The sequence below is a fragment of the Streptomyces lavendofoliae genome, assembly GCF_014649735.1.
Classification (GTDB): Bacteria; Actinomycetota; Actinomycetes; order Streptomycetales; family Streptomycetaceae; genus Streptomyces; species Streptomyces lavendofoliae.
Map to the genome: position 1 here is coordinate 177,264 of NZ_BMTP01000003.1, position 15,053 is coordinate 192,316.

The window sequence follows — 15,053 nt, forward strand, 5'->3', positions numbered from 1 at the left end:
GACGGACGCTGGCCGCAGTCCGGGCACACCCGAAGACCGGAAGGGAACCCCTGGATGGCGGTCAGGCACACCACCCGCAGTCGTACTCGTACCCGCACCCGTAGCCGCACCGGAACGCTCCTCGTCTCCACCGGGGCGCTGCTCCTGGTCGCCCACGTGGGCGGCTGGCCCCTGGCCTCCCGCCCTCCGCAGGCCACCGCCGACGGCGTGGGGCGCTCGGCGCTCGTCCTGTCCGTCACCGTCAACAAGAAGACGCCGCGGCAGGCCGAGCGCATCGGCATCCGGGTCGGCCATCCCGTCGTCAAGCGGTACCGCCTGACCAACCGCTCGGGCGCCGACCTCCACCGCGTCACGCTCACCGACCCGTCCGTACCGGGCAAGGCGCTGCGCTGTCCGCGCGGACAGGGCTTCTGGATGCGCGGGATGAGCTCGGTCACCTGTACGGCGCGCTTCAGCGCCGCACCGGGGCGGCACAGTGCCACCGTGCGGGCCCGCGGCGAGATCCCGTCGCTCGGCATGCGCCCCACCGCCTCCATGGCGGCCGGTTACCAGGGCGTCACCGGAGCCCTGGCGCTCGCCGTCACGGTCACGCGGGCGGTGGCGCCCCAGGCGCTCGTCCGGTACACGATCAGCAACCCGGGCAACCGCACGGTCCACGGCGCCCGGCTCGTCGACCCCGTCCTCGGCCGGACCCCCGTCGACTGCGCCGGCCGGCCGGGGCCGCCGCAGGCCCTCGGGCCGGGCGCCGTCGCGGTGTGCGTCGCACGGCTGACCGGCCTGCGGCCCGGTACGTACCGGAGCACGCCCGAAGTGCGGGGCAGCGACCGGCTGTTCACCCTGGGCCCGACGTGCACGCGGCTCGTCCGGCCGCCGGTCCTGGTGGCCAGGGCGACCGCGCCGTTCGTGGTACGCCCCCGCCCGGTGGCGCCGCCGCCCCCGCCGCCCCCGCCCGTTCGGGCGGTGCCTCCGCCGGGTGGCGGCGGCGGTGGTGCTGGTGGTGGCGGGGTGGTGCCGCCTGGTGGAGCCGGTGGGGCGGGCGGCGGTGGTGGTGCCGCGATCGGGGGTGCCGGCGGCGTCGGCGGTGGCGGAGCAGCGGGCATCGCGGGTGCTGGTGGGGGTGCCGGTACGGGTGTTCCCGGCGGGGTCGCCGGGGCCGTAGGGGCGCCCGGGGCACCCGGGGCCCTCGGGGCGGCGGCCGCCGGCGCCGGTACCGTCCCCGGCGCGGCAGGCGCCGGACCGGCCGCCGGAGCCGCCGTCCCGGGGCTCACCGCCCCTGGAGCCGCCGTCCCGGGGCTCACCGCCCCTGGAGCCGCCGTCCCGGGGCTCACCGCCCCTGGAGCCGCCGTGCCCGGGCTCACCGCCCCCGGTGCCACCGTTCCCGGGCTCACCGCCCCCGGTGCCACCGTTCCCGGGCTCACCGCCCCCGGCGCCACCGTTCCCGGCCTCCCGCTCCCGCCCGGCGTGGGCGTACCGCCCGGCGGCATCGGACCCGGCACCGGCCTCCCGCCCGGCACCGGCGCCGGCGTCGGCCCGCGCTCGCCCGCCGACCGGGCGCGCGAACCGTCCCCCACCGCGGAGAACCGACGGGACCGGGGCCTGACCGCACGGGCGCGGGGAACGTACCGGCGGGACGACTCCATGAGCCCGGCCGTGTTCCTGCTCCTGCTCTTCCTCCCCGCGGCGGCCCTCGTCGTGCTGGCGAGCCGCCGCCTGTGACGGCCCTGAAGAGAGAGGAGGCGCAGTCATGGAGCATGTGATCGCGACACTGACCCTCGGGTTCCTCGCCGCGCTCATCGCCGCCGCCGCCGTGGTGGCCTGGCGTCACTTCCACCCCGTCGAGGCCGAGGACGAGGAGGGCGGCGGGGAAGTGGCCGAGTACATGTCGATGATGATCGCCCTGCTGTACGCGCTGCTCCTCGGCCTCGCCCTGGTCTCCGTCTGGGAGCTGCGGGGTGACGCGGAGGGCCACACCTCCACCGAGGCGGGCGCCCTGCACCAGATGACGGTCCTCGCGGAGGGGCTGCCCCCCGACCAGAAGAAGCGGGTCGAGTCCGTGGCCGAGCGCTACGCGGTGCACGTGGTCCGGGACGAGTGGCCCCGCATGCGGCAGGGGGCGCCACCGACCGGGACCGGATGGGACATGGTGCGGCAACTGCGCGCGGTGTCCGCCGCCCCGCCCCACGCGACCTCGTCCCAGGAAGTGACGGCCCTGGAACTGCTCGGGCAGCTCAGCGCGCTCGACGACGCCCGGCGCGGCCGTGAGGCGGTGTCCCAGGACTCCCTGTCCCCGGTGCTCTGGGCCGGCCTCTTCGTCGGGGCGATCCTCTCGATCGGCATGCTGTTCTTCTTCGGCATCGGCCGCAGCCCCGGTCAGCTGATGATGGCCATGGGCATGGTGGTGCTCACCGTGTTCCTGGGATTGCTGATCCACTACCTGTCCACGCCCTTCGGGGACGTGATGGGCGTCAGCCCGGACCCGTTCACGCGCTACTTCCCGATGGCCGCCTGAGCCGTCCGGGTGGTGTTCATCGGAAGATCTGCGCAGCGGTGGCGTTGCTCCATGGCATCCCGAGATGCGTACACATCATGAGAAAGGTATGTAGATCGCTCAACCCGAAAGCGAGGGGCCATGGCTGCCGTCATCAAGGACACGCGCCCGGTCACGCACATCTGGACCGCCTTCTTCTCTCTCCTGTCCGCGATCCTCACCGCCCTCGGCCTGAAGCGCGAGCCGAAGGCCCCCGTTCCGGTGTACGCCGCCGACCCGGCCCCGGCCACCGACGCTCCGGCCGCGGTCAACCCGGCCGCCGACTCCGCCGGGCCCCGTTGCTGCGCACCGGCCCGGGCTGACGGGCACGACGGGTACCTCCGCTCGCTGCCGCCCACGATCAAGCAGCGCATCCGGGCCGAGGCACATGGCGCCTCACCCTCCGTACGGCACCTGCCCACCGCCCCGGTTCCGTACCCGGCCGACGTCACGGACGCGACCGACCCGGCCGACCTCGCCGACCGGACCGACCTCATGGAGAAGGCCGACCGCGCCGACGAGGCCGACCGGGTCGGCCTCGGCGATCTCGCTCTCGCCGCCTAGCGGCGCTCGCCGTCCGTGCCCGCGTCGGCGTCGGCTTCGGCCTCCGCCTGCTTGGCCTCCACCTCGGGGTCGAGCGCAGTCGGGCCCGTACCGTCGACGGAGGTCAGCGGAGTGCGCTCCGGGACCTCGGTGGGAGCCGGGGGCTCGACCAGCCAGTCCGGGTTGGCCTGCTTGTCCCACCACTTCCAGGCGGCGAAGGCGCCGCCGGCCAGAACGCCGAAGACCGCGAGCCTCTTGGCGATGCGGCCGGACCTGGCCCGACGCTCGTGCTTCCTCACGATCTTCTGAATGTCCTTGACCGTCACCTGACCGCGGACCGCGGCCACGGCGGCGGCGGAGCGGGCCACTGCCTGCTCCTTGACGGGCTGAGCTGCGGCCATCGCCTGCTCCACCCGAGGCATGGTGTAGACAGCCGCCTGACGTGCGGCCTGACGGGTCCGGACCGCGGCGCGATGCGCGGCCTCGTCGACCCTCGGCGGCACATGCGGGGCGACGAGCGTGTCGTACTGGACGCGTGCCTGGGTACGAGCCTGCCGCGCGGCCTTGGAGACCTTCGGCGCGACCCTGACACGAGCCTCGTTCGCGTAGTGCTGCGCATAGTGCGCGGCCGTGTCCTTTGCCGTTCCGGCATAGGGCGCCACCACTTCCGCGGCGTGCCGCACGCTTTCCTTAGCCGAGCTGGTCGCGGCGCGCACGCTGTCCTTGCGGGTCACGGGATCCTCCTCCTCGGTGGCGGGGTCGGTTATCGCCTTTCCGTCCTTTTTGAAATCATGCCTGCCGGTGTCCGGGTCGGCATGCGTTCCCGGGCATCCGGGGCAACCAGGGCGCGAACGGGGTGCCCGCCGGGGGCCCGGTGGCCGTGCCGCCACGGTTCGCCCTCCCGTGCGGCGCTTCGGCGGCGGCGGGCACGGCTTTCCTCGTGGGCGGCCCGTCCGTGCGAGGATCGGTGGACGTCAGAGCAGACTTACGGAAGGCACATCGTGGCCGAGCAGCTTTACGCCACCCTGAAGACCAATCACGGCGACATCGAGATCCGGCTCTTCCCGGACCACGCGCCGAAGACGGTCAAGAACTTCGTCGAACTCGCCAAGGGCGAGCGGGAGTGGACGAACCCGGCGACCGGGAAGAAGTCCACTGACCGCCTCTACGACGGCACGGTCTTCCACCGCGTCATCAGCGGCTTCATGATCCAGGGCGGCGACCCGCTGGGCAACGGCACCGGCGGCCCGGGCTACGAGTTCCGCGACGAGTTCCACCCGGAGCTCTCCTTCACCAAGCCGTACCTGCTGGCCATGGCCAACGCCGGTCCGGGCACCAACGGTTCGCAGTTCTTCATCACCGTGGCCCCCACCACATGGCTGACCGGCAAGCACACGATCTTCGGCGAGGTCGCCAACGAGGCCGGCAAGAAGGTCGTGGACGCGATCGCGGCCATCCGCACCAACCCCCGCACCGACCGCCCGGTCGACGACGTGGTCATCGAGACCGTCGAGATCGAGTACCGCAAGGCCTGATCCCCGGTCCGGTCCACGGTCCGCCCCGATCCGGTCCACGGTCCGCCCCGGTCCGGTCCACGGTCCGCCCCGATCCGGTCCGCGCCGGCGTCAAGGGGTCCGGCTCCTGGTGGGGCCCGGCGGCGCCGAGGGAACCTTTCCGCCTCGTCCGTCCGTAAGGATGGACGAGGCGTTGTCGTCGTTACGGGCAGAGGCCGAGAGGCCGACGAGGGGATCCCATGGAGCAGGCGCGGTTGCCGGGTTGTTATCGCCACCCCGGCGTGGAGACGGGGGTCCGCTGCACACGCTGCGAACGGCCCATCTGTCACGCCTGCATGGTGGACGCGTCAGTGGGCTTCCAGTGCCCCGAGTGCGTGCGCGACGGTTCGGGCACCGGGCACTCGCGCGCCGCCAACCAGCCGCGCACGATCGCCGGGGGCCGGATCACGGCCGGTCATCCGCACGTGGTCACCCATGTCCTGATCGGCCTGAACCTGCTGGTGTTCCTGCTCGGCAGGGTGAATCCGGCGCTCGTGGACGAGACGGTGCTCATCGGCTTCGCCTTCGACCCGGATCTCGGCCGGGTGGTCGGTGTCGCGGACGGAGAGTGGTACCGGCTGGTGACCTCGATGTTCCTGCACCAGGAGATCTGGCACATCGCCGGCAACATGCTGCTGCTGTGGCTGCTCGGCGGCACCCTGGAGGCGGAGCTCGGACGGGCCAGGTACCTGACGCTCTACCTGCTCTCCGGTCTGGCCGGCAGCGCCTTCACCTACCTCATCGCCGCGGAGAACCAGGGGTCGCTCGGAGCCTCGGGCGCCATCTACGGTCTGCTGGGCGCCACGGTGGTCCTGATGCGCCGGCTCAACCGCGACATGCGGCCGATCATCGCCCTGGTGGCGATCAACCTGGTGATCACCTTCGCGCGGGACGGGATCGCCTGGGAGGCGCACGTCGGCGGACTGATCGCCGGGCTGGTGATCGCGTACGCCATGGTGACCGGCCCCCGGGAGCGGCGAGCCCTGGTGCAGGCTGCGGCATGCGCGCTGGTCCTGCTACTGGCCCTGGTGACCGTGATTCTGAGGACAGCCGCGCTCACCTGAGCGACGATTGTCCCCATCGTTGTCCACAGCATGTGTTCGAACTTGAGCAAGGCGTGGGGAACATGTGTGCCTCTCGCCCCTGACCTGCGCTTTCACAAAAAGGGTCAGGGGCTCGCCGGGGCGCGTGGACGGTCGGCTGCGATCACATCGGCGTCAACCCGATGCAAGTTATCCACAGATCGTCTGACCTTTTCCACTCGCTGTGCACAACGCTGTGGATAACTCAGGGCAGGGCTTGACGCCGGCTCGGGGCCGCTACTTCCACTGTGTGGAGACGCCGAAGCCGGCCGCGATGAAGCCGAAGCCGACGACGATGTTGAGGTTCCCGAGCGACTTGACGGGCAGGGACCCGTCGGTGACGTAGAAGACCACGATCCAGGCGAGCCCGATGGCGAACAGCGCCAGCATCACGGGAGCCACCCAGCTGCGGCTGGTCAGCTTGATGTTGGTCGCCTGCTTCGCGGACGGCGGCGGCGTGAACTCGGCCTTCTTGCGGATACGTGACTTCGGCACGAGGGACTCTCCTGTCGATGCGCTGCGTGACCGCGCAGGAACTGTGGCTTCGGGGCTGGTCGCCGGGGTGGGGCGAGGGGGACCGCTGCCTCACCCGGGCGTCCGTTAGCGTAGTGGTTCCGCGGGGCTGAAGGAGATAAGGGTACGTTGAGCAATTCCGCCGACTCTCCCCAACAGCGGGCCGGGCGCAGGAACTGGCGGCCGGTCCGGCTGCTCACCGCTGCCGTCTTCGCCCTGGCCGGCCTGATCTTCGTCACCAGCTTCAACACCGCCAAGGGCACCAACATCCGCACGGACGCCTCGCTGCTGAAGCTCTCCGACCTCATCCGCGAGCGCAGCCAGAAGAACGCCGAGCTCGACGAGACGACCGCGACCGTACGGGAGGAGGTCGACACCCTCGCCCGCCGGGACGACGGCTCCACCAAGGCGGAGGACGCCCGGCTGGGCGCCCTGGAGAAGGCGGCCGGCACCACCGAGGTCGTCGGCCACGGCCTGACCGTGACTCTCGACGACGCCCCGCCCGGCGCCCAGGCCGCCCCCGGCTACCCCGAACCGCAGGCCAACGACCTGGTCATCCACCAGCAGGATCTCCAGGCGGTCGTCAACGCCCTGTGGAAGGGCGGTGCCAAGGGCATCCGCGTCATGGACCAGCGGCTGATCTCCACCAGCGCGGTGCGCTGCGTCGGCAACACCCTGATCCTTCAGGGGCGGGTCTACTCGCCTCCCTACCGGATCACCGCCGTGGGTGACACCGGAAAGCTCCAGCGCGCGCTGGACGACTCCACCGCGATCCAGAACTACCTCCTTTACGTGAAGGCGTACGGGCTGGGGTGGAAGATCGACGAGCACGAGGCGGTGACCCTGCCCGGCTACTCGGGCACCGTGGACCTCCACTACGCGGAGCCCACCGGCTGACGGCCGGCCACCGCTTTCCACAGCCGCCCCACCCGGGCGGTCGCGCCCCGTACTCTGGTGCGGTATCGAAGGGCATTCGACGGAAGGACCGGCAGGCGTCATGTACGGCTGGATCTGGCGGCATCTGCCGGGCAACGCGTGGGTGCGGGCGCTGATCTCGCTCGTGCTCGCCCTCGCGGTGGTCTACGTGCTCTTCCAGTACGTGTTCCCCTGGGCGGAGCCCCTGCTTCCGTTCAATGATGTGACGGTGGACGGTCAGTGAGCGCACGCATTCTCGTCGTCGACAACTACGACAGTTTCGTCTTCAACCTGGTCCAGTACCTGTACCAGCTCGGTGCCGAGTGCGAGGTCCGGCGCAACGACGAGGTCGGACCGGACGACGTCCCGGCGGGAGGCTTCGACGGCGTCCTGCTGTCGCCGGGGCCCGGTACCCCGGAGGAGGCCGGCGTCTGCGTCGACATGGTCCGGCACTGCGCCGGCACCGGTGTCCCGGTCTTCGGCGTGTGCCTCGGCATGCAGTCGATGGCGGTGGCGTACGGCGGTGTCGTCGACCGCGCGCCCGAGCTGCTGCACGGCAAGACCTCGCCGGTCGTGCACGAGGGGCGGGGCGTCTTCGCCGGACTGCCGTCGCCGTTCACCGCGACCCGGTACCACTCGCTGGCCGCCGAGCCCGCCCGCCTGCCGGACGTCCTGGAGGTCACGGCGCGGACCGAGGACGGCATCATCATGGGGCTGCGGCACCGCGAACTGGCCGTCGAAGGGGTGCAGTTCCACCCGGAGTCGGTGCTCACCGAGTACGGGCACCTGATGCTCGCCAACTGGCTGGAGCAGTGCGGCGACACCGGCGCGGTCGGCCGGTCGGCAGGGCTCGCGCCAGTGGTGGGCAAGGCCGTAGCGTGACCTCGGTGCGTCCGGAGCACGAGCACGGTTCGCCGTGGTTCCGGGCGACGAACTTGCCGGAATCCCAGCATCCGCATCCCGGGTCCGCCGCCCCGCACCCCGGACCCGCCCCGGAGCCCGACCCCCTCCCCGATCCCGTGCCGCAGCAGGACCCCTACGCCGGTACATGGGCGCCCGGCGCCGACGCCGTACCGGACGACGAGACGATGGCGCTCCGCACCGGGGACGCGCGGCGAATACTGGCCGATCCGGCGGCCCGCCCGCCCGGCCCCGTACCGCCCGAGCGCCCCACCGGTGGCCGCGCCGAGCGCCGCCGGGCCGCCAAGGGGCGCGGGCGGCGCCGCAAGGGCTCCTCACCGGCCCCCGCACCGGCCCCGTCGGTCCCGTCGTCCCCCGGCACCGGCAGGCCGCTCACCCGCGTCGAGGCCCGCCGTGCAGCCCGGGCGCGCAAGGACAGCGTCGGCGTCGTCGCCAGCCGGATCGTCGGCGAGCTCTTCATCACGTTCGGCGTGGTCATGCTGCTGTTCGTCACGTACCAGCTCTGGTGGACGAACGTCCGCGCCGGCTTCCAGGCGGACGAGGCGAAGCAGGGCATCGAGAACGCCTGGGCGGAGGGCCGCAAGCCGGACGCCTTCGAGCCCGGCCAGGGCTTCGCCATCATGTACATCCCCAAGCTGGACGTCGTCGTGCCGATCGCCGAGGGCATCGACAAGAAGCGGGTCCTCGACCGGGGCATGGTCGGCCACTACGCCGAGGGGCAGCTCAAGACGGCCATGCCCTCCGACGAGCGGGGCAACTTCGCGGTCGCCGGCCACCGCAACACGCACGGCGAGCCGTTCCGGTACATCAACAAGCTCACCCCGGGCGACCCGATCGTGGTGGAGACGCAGGACGCGTACTACACGTACGAGATGACGAGCATCCTGCCGCAGACCCCGCCTTCGAACGTCACGGTGATCCAGCCGGTGCCACAGGGTTCGGGGTTCACGGGGCCCGGACGGTACATCACGCTCACCACCTGCACGCCCGAGTTCACCAGTACGTACCGGATGATCGTGTGGGGCAAGATGGTCGACGAACGCCCGCGCAGCAAGGGGAAACCGGACGCGCTCGTAGGCTAGGGCGGCCTGGCTTCGACCTTCAGACGGGACAGATGTAGTGGCACGTGCGCGCAACCGGATCGCCGGCGTCATCAGTGTCTTCGGCGAGCTGCTGATCACAGCCGGGGTGATCATGGGCCTCTTCGTCGTCTACTCGCTGTGGTGGACGAACGTCCTGGCCGACCGCGAGGCCGACAAGCAGGGCGACGAGGTGCGCGACCACTGGGCCTCGGCCGCCCCCGGCGCCCTCGACACCAGGGACGGCATCGGCTTCCTCCACGTACCGGCCATGAAGAACGGCGAGGTGCTGGTCAAGAAGGGCACCGACCCCAAGACGCTCAACAACGGCGTGGCCGGCTACTACACCGCTCCCGTGAAGTCCGCCCTCCCCTCCGCCCGGCAGGGCAACTTCTCCCTGGCCGCGCACCGCGACGGGCACGGGGCGAAGTTCCACAACATCCACAAGCTGAAGAACGGTGACTCGATCGTCTTCGAGACGAAGGACACCTGGTACGTCTACAAGGTCTACAAGACGCTCCCCGAGACGTCGAAGTACAACGTGGACGTCCTCCAGCCGGTGCCCAAGGAGTCGGGGAAGACCAAGCCGGGCCGCTACGTCACGCTGACCACGTGCACGCCCGTGTACACCTCCGACTACCGCTACGTCGTCTGGGGCGAGCTGGAGCGGACGGAGAAGGTCGACAACGCCCGCACGCCCCCGGCGGAGCTGCGCTGAACCGAACACGTACGACGGAGCCCCGGCACCCTGTGAAGGGTGCCGGGGCTCCGTCGTAGCCGTCCTGCCCGTGCCCGGTGTCCGTCCGTCTCCGGCGCGGGTGGCCGGCGTCAGCCCTGCTCGCGGAAGACGATCCCCGACGGGCCGCCGAAGAAGCCCCCGTCGTTGTCACCCTCGTTGTCGCCGTTGTTCCCGTTGCCACCATTGCCGCCGTTGCCGCCGCCGTTGCCGCCGCCCTGGCAGCCCAGGGTGGTGAGCGTGACGGTGGTGGCCGCCGGGTCCACCTGGGTGCCGCCCTGCGGGTCGCTGCCGGTCACGATGGCGTTGTCGTCGGCCGGGCAGCCCTGGGCGACCTGGACGTTGGTGAGGCCCACGGCCCCCAGCGTCTGCTTGGCCTGACCCAGCCTCTGCGTCCGCACCTCGGGCACCGGAACCTGCTGCGGCTGCTGCGGGCCCTTGGAGACCTTGAGAGTGATCTCGCTGCCCTTGGGCGCCTTGGAGTCGCCCTGGGGGCTCTGCTCGACGACGGTGTTCGCGGGCTGGTCGGAGTCCACGTCCTCCCGCTTGACCGTGAAGCCCAGCGTCTCCAGCTGGGACTTCGCGTTGTCGAAGGGCTGGCCGGTGACCGGCGGGACGTTCTGCTCGGCCTGCCTGGACACCGTGAGGGTGACCTTGGAGCCCTTCTCGGCCTGCGTGCCGCCCGCCGGGTCCTGCTCCAGGACCTCGCCCGGGTCCTTGTCGGACTCCTTGTAGTCGACCTTGACCTCGAAGCCCTTGTCCTCGAGCGCCTTCTTCGCGGTCTCCTCGGACTTCTCCGTGACGTCCGGGACCTCGACCTTGGCGGCGCCCTCGGAGACGACGACCGAGATGGTCTCGCCCTTCGCCATCGTCCCGGTCTCGGGCGACTGGCTGCAGATGGAGCCCTTCGGCCGGTCGCAGGCGTCCGTACCCGAACGGGCGATCTTCAGACCGACCGCCTCCACCGTGTGCTCGGCCTCCGCGAACGGCTTGCCGACCACCTTGGGGACGTCGATCGGGTCCGAGCCGCTGTCCGGCTGGTCGCTGAAGACCGACTTGCCGATGAGGATGGCGCCGACCAGGACCAGGATGCCCGCCAGGATCAGCAGGATCGTGGACACGTTCGACTTCTTCTGGCGCCGCCGGTCCGGACGGTCGTCGTAGCCGAAGCCGCCGTCGTCCGCGTTCATGGGCGGGAGCATCGACGTCTGGCCGGCCGGGTCGGCCGCTCGCATCGCCGTGGTCGGCTGGTCGTCGGAGCCGTAACCGCCGAACCCGGCGCCGCCCATCGCCGCCGTCGCGGCCACCGGCTGCCCGTCGAGGCACGCCTCGATGTCGGCGCGCATCTCGTCGGCCGACTGGTAGCGGTAGTCCGGGTCCTTGACCAGCGCCTTCAGGACGATGGCGTCCATCTCGGGCGTGATCTCGGGGTCGAAGTTGCTGGGTGGCTGCGGCTCCTCGCGTACGTGCTGGTACGCCACCGCGACCGGCGAGTCGCCCACGAAAGGCGGGCGGACGGTCAGCAGCTCGTACAGCAGGCAGCCGGTGGAGTACAGGTCGGACCGGGCGTCGACCTGCTCGCCCTTGGCCTGTTCCGGGGAGAGGTACTGGGCGGTGCCGATGACGGCCGCCGTCTGGGTCATGGTCATCCCGGAGTCGCCCATGGCGCGGGCGATGCCGAAGTCCATGACCTTGACCTGGCCCGTGCGGGTCAGCATCACGTTCGCCGGCTTGATGTCGCGGTGGACGATGCCGGCGCGGTGCGAGTACTCCAGGGCCTGGAGGATGCCGACCGTCATCTCCAGCGTGCGCTCGGGCAGCAGCTTGCGGCCAGAGTGGAGGAGCTCGCGGAGGGTGGAGCCGTCGACGTACTCCATGACGATGTACGGGATGGAGATGTTGTCGACGTAGTCCTCGCCGGTGTCGTAGACCGCGACGATCGCCGGGTGGTTGAGCGAGGCGGCCGACTGGGCCTCACGGCGGAACCGGGCCTGGAAGGACGGGTCACGGGCGAGGTCGGCCCGCAGCGTCTTCACGGCGACGGTGCGGCCGAGCCGGGTGTCGTGGGCGAGGTAGACCTCCGCCATGCCACCACGGCCGAGCACCGAGCCCAGCTCGTACCGGCCGCCGAGGCGACGCGGCTCTTCCATAACTGTTCCAGCCCTCTCCGTCAGTCCCGACCGCACCCGTGTGTGGTCCGGCGGTGTGCTGTTCGCGCATACGCTACCGGCCACGGGAAGTCGATCGGACCGCGACCACTACCTGATACGGGACCGGTACACACCGGTACTCGGGCGAGGCCGCGGCTCGCTCGTCACTTCTTGCTGTCGAGTACCGCCTTCATCACATCGCGGGCGATGGGCCCGGCGAGGCCACCGCCGCTGATGTCGTCACGGGTCGCGCTGGAGTCCTCGACCACGACCGCGACGGCGACGGGCGAGCCGCTGTCGGTCTTGGCGTACGAGATGAACCAGGCGTAGGGGCGGGCCTTGTTCAGCTCACCGTGCTGGGCGGTACCGGTCTTGCCACCGACCGTCGCACCCTTGATCTTCGCCTTGCCGCCGGTGCCGTTGTCGCTGTTGACGACGGCCTCCATCATCTCCTGGACGAGCTGGGCGGTCCTCGGGGACATCGGCTGGCTCATCTCCTCCGGCTCGTGCTTCTCCAGCACGTCGAGGTCCGGCGAGCGCAGCTCCTCCACCATGTACGGCTTCATCAGCTTGCCGTCGTTGGCGATCGCCGCGGCGACCATGGCCATCTGGAGCGGGGTGGCGTTGGTGTTGAACTGGCCGATGGAGGACAGCGCGTTCTGCGGGCGGTCCATGTTCCGGTCGTAGACCGACTTGGCGGCGCGGACGGGCGTGTCGATCTCGCCGTTGTTGAAGCCGAACTTCTCCGCCATCTTCACCATGTTGTCGCGGCCGACCTCATGGCCGAGCTTGGCGAAGACCGAGTTGCAGGAGACCTCCATCGCGTACTTCAGCGTGGCGTTCTCGCAGTTCCGGGCGTGGTTGACCATCTCGCGGTTCGTGTCCGGCAGGATGTACGGCTCAGGCGTCTTCGTCGCCGCGTTGATGTCCGTGACCTTGCCGTACTCCAGCGCCGCGGCGGCCGTCAGTACCTTGAAGGTGGAGCCGGGGGGGTAGATCTCCCGCAGCGCGCGGTTCAGCTTCGGCTTGTCCTTGTCCTTCTCCAGGGCCTGCCACGCCTTGGCGTCCTTGTCGTGGTACCCGGCGAAGGAGGAGGGGTCGTACGAGGGCGTCGAGGCCAGCGCGAGGATCCTGCCGGTCGACGGCTCGATGGCCGCGACGGCGCCCTTCTTGTCCCCGAGCCCCTCGAAGGCGGCCTTCTGGGCGGCGCCGCTCAGGGTGGTGACGACGTCGCCGCCCTTCTTCTTGTCGCCCGTGAACATCGACAGGGTGCGGTCGAAGAACAGCCGGTCGTCGTTGCCGGTGAGGATGCCGTCGTTCAGCTTCTCCAGCTGGTTGGCGTCGAACGCCTGCGAGGCGTATCCGGTCACCGGCGCCCACATGGGGCCGTTGACGTAGGTGCGCCTGTACTTGTAGTCCGTGTCGTCCGTGGCAGTGGTGCCGGTGATCGGCTTGCCGTCCACGATGATGTTGCCGCGCGGACTGGCGTACCGCTCGATGGTCACCCGGCGGTTGTACTTGTGGGAATTGAGCTCATCCGCCCGGACGTACTGGAGCCAGTTGTCCCGGATGAGCAGGGCGAACACCAGCAGGCCGCAGAAGATCGCGATTCGGCGCAGGGGCTTGTTCACGGTCGGACCACCTGGGTCATCTCGGCGTCGGGGGACGGGGCGGGCGCCGGCGCGGGGCGGCGGGCGGTGTCACTGATGCGGATGAGGATGCCGACCAGTGCCCAGTTCGCGATCACCGAAGAGCCACCTTGTGCGATGAACGGCATGGTCATACCGGTCAGAGGGATGAGTCCCATGACACCACCGGCGACGACGAACACTTGGATGGCGAAGGCGCCCGAAAGCCCGATGGCGAGCAACTTGCCGAAGGGATCGCGAGCGGCAAGCGCAGTTCGCACGCCTCGTTCGACGATGAGTCCATAGATGAGCAGGAAGGCCATCATTCCGGCCAGTCCAAGCTCCTCGCCGACAGTGGCAAGGATGAAGTCGGAGTTGGCGGCGAAGCCGATGAGGTCCGAGTGGCCCTGGCCCAAGCCCGTTCCGAGGGTGCCGCCGGAACCGAACGCCATGAGCGACTTCGCGATCTGCTCGCTGGCCGCTTCCTTCCCCCATCCCGCGAACGGGTCGAGCCATGCGGTGACGCGCTGCTGCACGTGCGGTTCGAAGGAAGCGACGCCGACGGCTCCTGCGGCCGACATCATCAGGCCGAAGACGATCCAGCTGGTTCGCTCAGTGGCCACGTACAGCATGACAACGAACATGCCGAAGAACAGCAGCGACGTACCGAGGTCGGTCTCGAAGACGAGGATCAGGATCGAGATGGCCCAGACGACCAGAATCGGCCCCAGATCACGCCCTCGGGGGAGGTACAGCCCCATGAAGCGGCGGCTGGCAAGTGCCAGAGCGTCTCGCTTCACCATGAGGTACCCCGAGAAGAAAATCGCAATGATGATCTTCGCGAACTCGCCGGGCTGGATGGAGAATGGACCGAGACTGATCCAGATCTTGGCGCCGTTCACCGCCGGGAAGAACATGGGGAGGACAAGGAGGAACAGCGCCAACACCATCGAGATGTACGTGTAGCGCTGGAGGATCCGATGGTCCTTCAGCAGTAGCAGCACGGCCACGAACAGGGCCACACCGACCGCCGAGTACATCAGCTGCTTGCTCGCCGCCGGAGCGAAGGTCTTGAGCGCCTGGAAACGCTCCGACTGGTCGAGCCGCCAGATGAACGCCAGGCCGACACCGTTCAGCAGAGTTGCCAGCGGCAGAAGAAGAGGATCCGCGTACTTGGCGTATCGGCGTACTGCCATGTGGCCCACGCCTGCCAGCAGGGAAAGGCCGAGCCCGTAGCCGAGCATGCCGGAAGGGAGTTCGCCGTTGATGGCTAGACCGACATTGGCATAGGCGAACACGGCGATGGCGACCGCGAAGCCGAGCAGCGCCAGCTCGGTGTTGCGGCGGCTCGGCAGGTCGATCGCGCCGATGGTGGTCGTGTTGGTGACAACGCTCATGGTGGTGAA

Annotated in this window: 15 protein-coding genes; 10 read left to right on the forward strand and 5 right to left on the reverse strand. The window is 70.1% G+C overall.

Annotated features, from left to right (window positions below; genetic code table 11):
- The first annotated feature begins 54 nt into the window (after nucleotides 1-54).
- The 3 genes from IE109_RS06445 to IE109_RS06455 all read left to right on the forward strand — a co-directional run bounded on the left by IE109_RS06445 (nucleotide 55) and on the right by IE109_RS06455 (nucleotide 3,091).
- Nucleotides 55-1,716: a hypothetical protein gene (locus tag IE109_RS06445; protein ID WP_189549773.1), complete on the forward strand. Its 1,662-nt coding sequence runs from the start codon at nucleotides 55-57 to the stop codon at nucleotides 1,714-1,716.
- 28 nt (nucleotides 1,717-1,744) lie between these two features.
- Nucleotides 1,745-2,509: a bestrophin-like domain gene (locus IE109_RS06450; protein ID WP_189549774.1), complete on the forward strand. Its 765-nt coding sequence runs from the start codon at nucleotides 1,745-1,747 to the stop codon at nucleotides 2,507-2,509.
- A 120-nt stretch (nucleotides 2,510-2,629) separates the two neighbouring features.
- The gene (locus tag IE109_RS06455; protein WP_189549775.1) at nucleotides 2,630-3,091 is read left to right on the forward strand and encodes a DUF6344 domain-containing protein; all 462 of its coding nucleotides are present in this window, start codon (nucleotides 2,630-2,632) and stop codon (nucleotides 3,089-3,091) included.
- Here the strand turns inward: IE109_RS06455 and IE109_RS06460 are convergent.
- Nucleotides 3,088-3,804, reverse strand: coding sequence for a DUF5324 family protein (locus tag IE109_RS06460; protein ID WP_189549776.1), 717 nt, complete (start codon nucleotides 3,802-3,804; stop codon nucleotides 3,088-3,090). The two genes, IE109_RS06455 and IE109_RS06460, sit on opposite strands and share 4 nt — an antisense overlap.
- A gap of 267 nt (nucleotides 3,805-4,071) precedes the next feature.
- Between IE109_RS06460 and IE109_RS06465 the strand changes: the two genes are divergently transcribed.
- Together IE109_RS06465 and IE109_RS06470 are read left to right on the forward strand one after the other, a co-directional pair.
- On the forward strand, nucleotides 4,072-4,605 hold the full coding sequence (locus IE109_RS06465) for a peptidylprolyl isomerase (protein WP_189549777.1): 534 nt from the start codon (nucleotides 4,072-4,074) through the stop codon (nucleotides 4,603-4,605).
- A 218-nt stretch (nucleotides 4,606-4,823) separates the two neighbouring features.
- Entirely contained in the window at nucleotides 4,824-5,687 is an 864-nt protein-coding gene (locus tag IE109_RS06470; RefSeq protein WP_189549778.1) for a rhomboid family intramembrane serine protease, read from the forward strand.
- A gap of 255 nt (nucleotides 5,688-5,942) precedes the next feature.
- Here the strand turns inward: IE109_RS06470 and crgA are convergent, their stop codons facing one another.
- Complete coding sequence (crgA, locus tag IE109_RS06475) at nucleotides 5,943-6,200, reverse strand: cell division protein CrgA (RefSeq protein ID WP_189549779.1); 258 nt, start codon at nucleotides 6,198-6,200, stop codon at nucleotides 5,943-5,945.
- A gap of 147 nt (nucleotides 6,201-6,347) precedes the next feature.
- Here crgA and IE109_RS06480 point away from each other — a divergent pair, with 147 nt between their 5' ends.
- From IE109_RS06480 to IE109_RS06500, 5 genes are all read left to right on the forward strand, one after another.
- A complete protein-coding gene (locus tag IE109_RS06480) occupies nucleotides 6,348-7,115 on the forward strand; it encodes a DUF881 domain-containing protein (RefSeq protein ID WP_189549780.1) in 768 nt (255 codons plus the stop codon).
- 100 nt (nucleotides 7,116-7,215) lie between these two features.
- On the forward strand, nucleotides 7,216-7,377 hold the full coding sequence (locus tag IE109_RS06485; RefSeq protein WP_189549781.1) for a hypothetical protein: 162 nt from the start codon (nucleotides 7,216-7,218) through the stop codon (nucleotides 7,375-7,377).
- Entirely contained in the window at nucleotides 7,374-8,015 is a 642-nt protein-coding gene (locus IE109_RS06490) for an aminodeoxychorismate/anthranilate synthase component II (RefSeq protein WP_189549782.1), read from the forward strand. Before IE109_RS06485 ends, IE109_RS06490 begins: the two co-directional genes overlap by 4 nt.
- A gap of 5 nt (nucleotides 8,016-8,020) precedes the next feature.
- The gene (locus tag IE109_RS06495) at nucleotides 8,021-9,136 is read left to right on the forward strand and encodes a class E sortase (protein WP_373297642.1); all 1,116 of its coding nucleotides are present in this window, start codon (nucleotides 8,021-8,023) and stop codon (nucleotides 9,134-9,136) included.
- Between the two features lie 37 nt (nucleotides 9,137-9,173).
- Entirely contained in the window at nucleotides 9,174-9,851 is a 678-nt protein-coding gene (locus tag IE109_RS06500; RefSeq protein WP_189549784.1) for a class E sortase, read from the forward strand.
- 110 nt (nucleotides 9,852-9,961) lie between these two features.
- Here the strand turns inward: IE109_RS06500 and pknB are convergent, their stop codons facing one another.
- From pknB to IE109_RS06515, 3 genes are all read right to left on the reverse strand, one after another.
- Nucleotides 9,962-12,019: a Stk1 family PASTA domain-containing Ser/Thr kinase gene (pknB, locus tag IE109_RS06505; protein WP_189549785.1), complete on the reverse strand. Its 2,058-nt coding sequence runs from the start codon at nucleotides 12,017-12,019 to the stop codon at nucleotides 9,962-9,964.
- A gap of 164 nt (nucleotides 12,020-12,183) precedes the next feature.
- Nucleotides 12,184-13,650, reverse strand: coding sequence for a peptidoglycan D,D-transpeptidase FtsI family protein (locus IE109_RS06510; RefSeq protein ID WP_189549786.1), 1,467 nt, complete (start codon nucleotides 13,648-13,650; stop codon nucleotides 12,184-12,186).
- Nucleotides 13,647-15,044: an FtsW/RodA/SpoVE family cell cycle protein gene (locus IE109_RS06515; protein ID WP_189549787.1), complete on the reverse strand. Its 1,398-nt coding sequence runs from the start codon at nucleotides 15,042-15,044 to the stop codon at nucleotides 13,647-13,649. Before IE109_RS06515 ends, IE109_RS06510 begins: the two co-directional genes overlap by 4 nt.
- Nucleotides 15,045-15,053 lie beyond the last annotated feature (9 nt).

What these genes read in the sequence shown, in the direction of transcription:
- IE109_RS06515 (WP_189549787.1), bottom strand. Translation starts at nt 15,044, where the DNA reads ATGAGCGTTGTCACCAACACGACCACCATCGGCGCGATCGACCTGCCG.
- pknB (WP_189549785.1), bottom strand. Translation starts at nt 12,019, where the DNA reads ATGGAAGAGCCGCGTCGCCTCGGCGGCCGGTACGAGCTGGGCTCGGTG.
- IE109_RS06450 (WP_189549774.1), top strand. Translation starts at nt 1,745, where the DNA reads ATGGAGCATGTGATCGCGACACTGACCCTCGGGTTCCTCGCCGCGCTC.
- IE109_RS06470 (WP_189549778.1), top strand. Translation starts at nt 4,824, where the DNA reads ATGGAGCAGGCGCGGTTGCCGGGTTGTTATCGCCACCCCGGCGTGGAG.
- IE109_RS06485 (WP_189549781.1), top strand. Translation starts at nt 7,216, where the DNA reads ATGTACGGCTGGATCTGGCGGCATCTGCCGGGCAACGCGTGGGTGCGG.
- IE109_RS06455 (WP_189549775.1), top strand. Translation starts at nt 2,630, where the DNA reads ATGGCTGCCGTCATCAAGGACACGCGCCCGGTCACGCACATCTGGACC.
- IE109_RS06445 (WP_189549773.1), top strand. Translation starts at nt 55, where the DNA reads ATGGCGGTCAGGCACACCACCCGCAGTCGTACTCGTACCCGCACCCGT.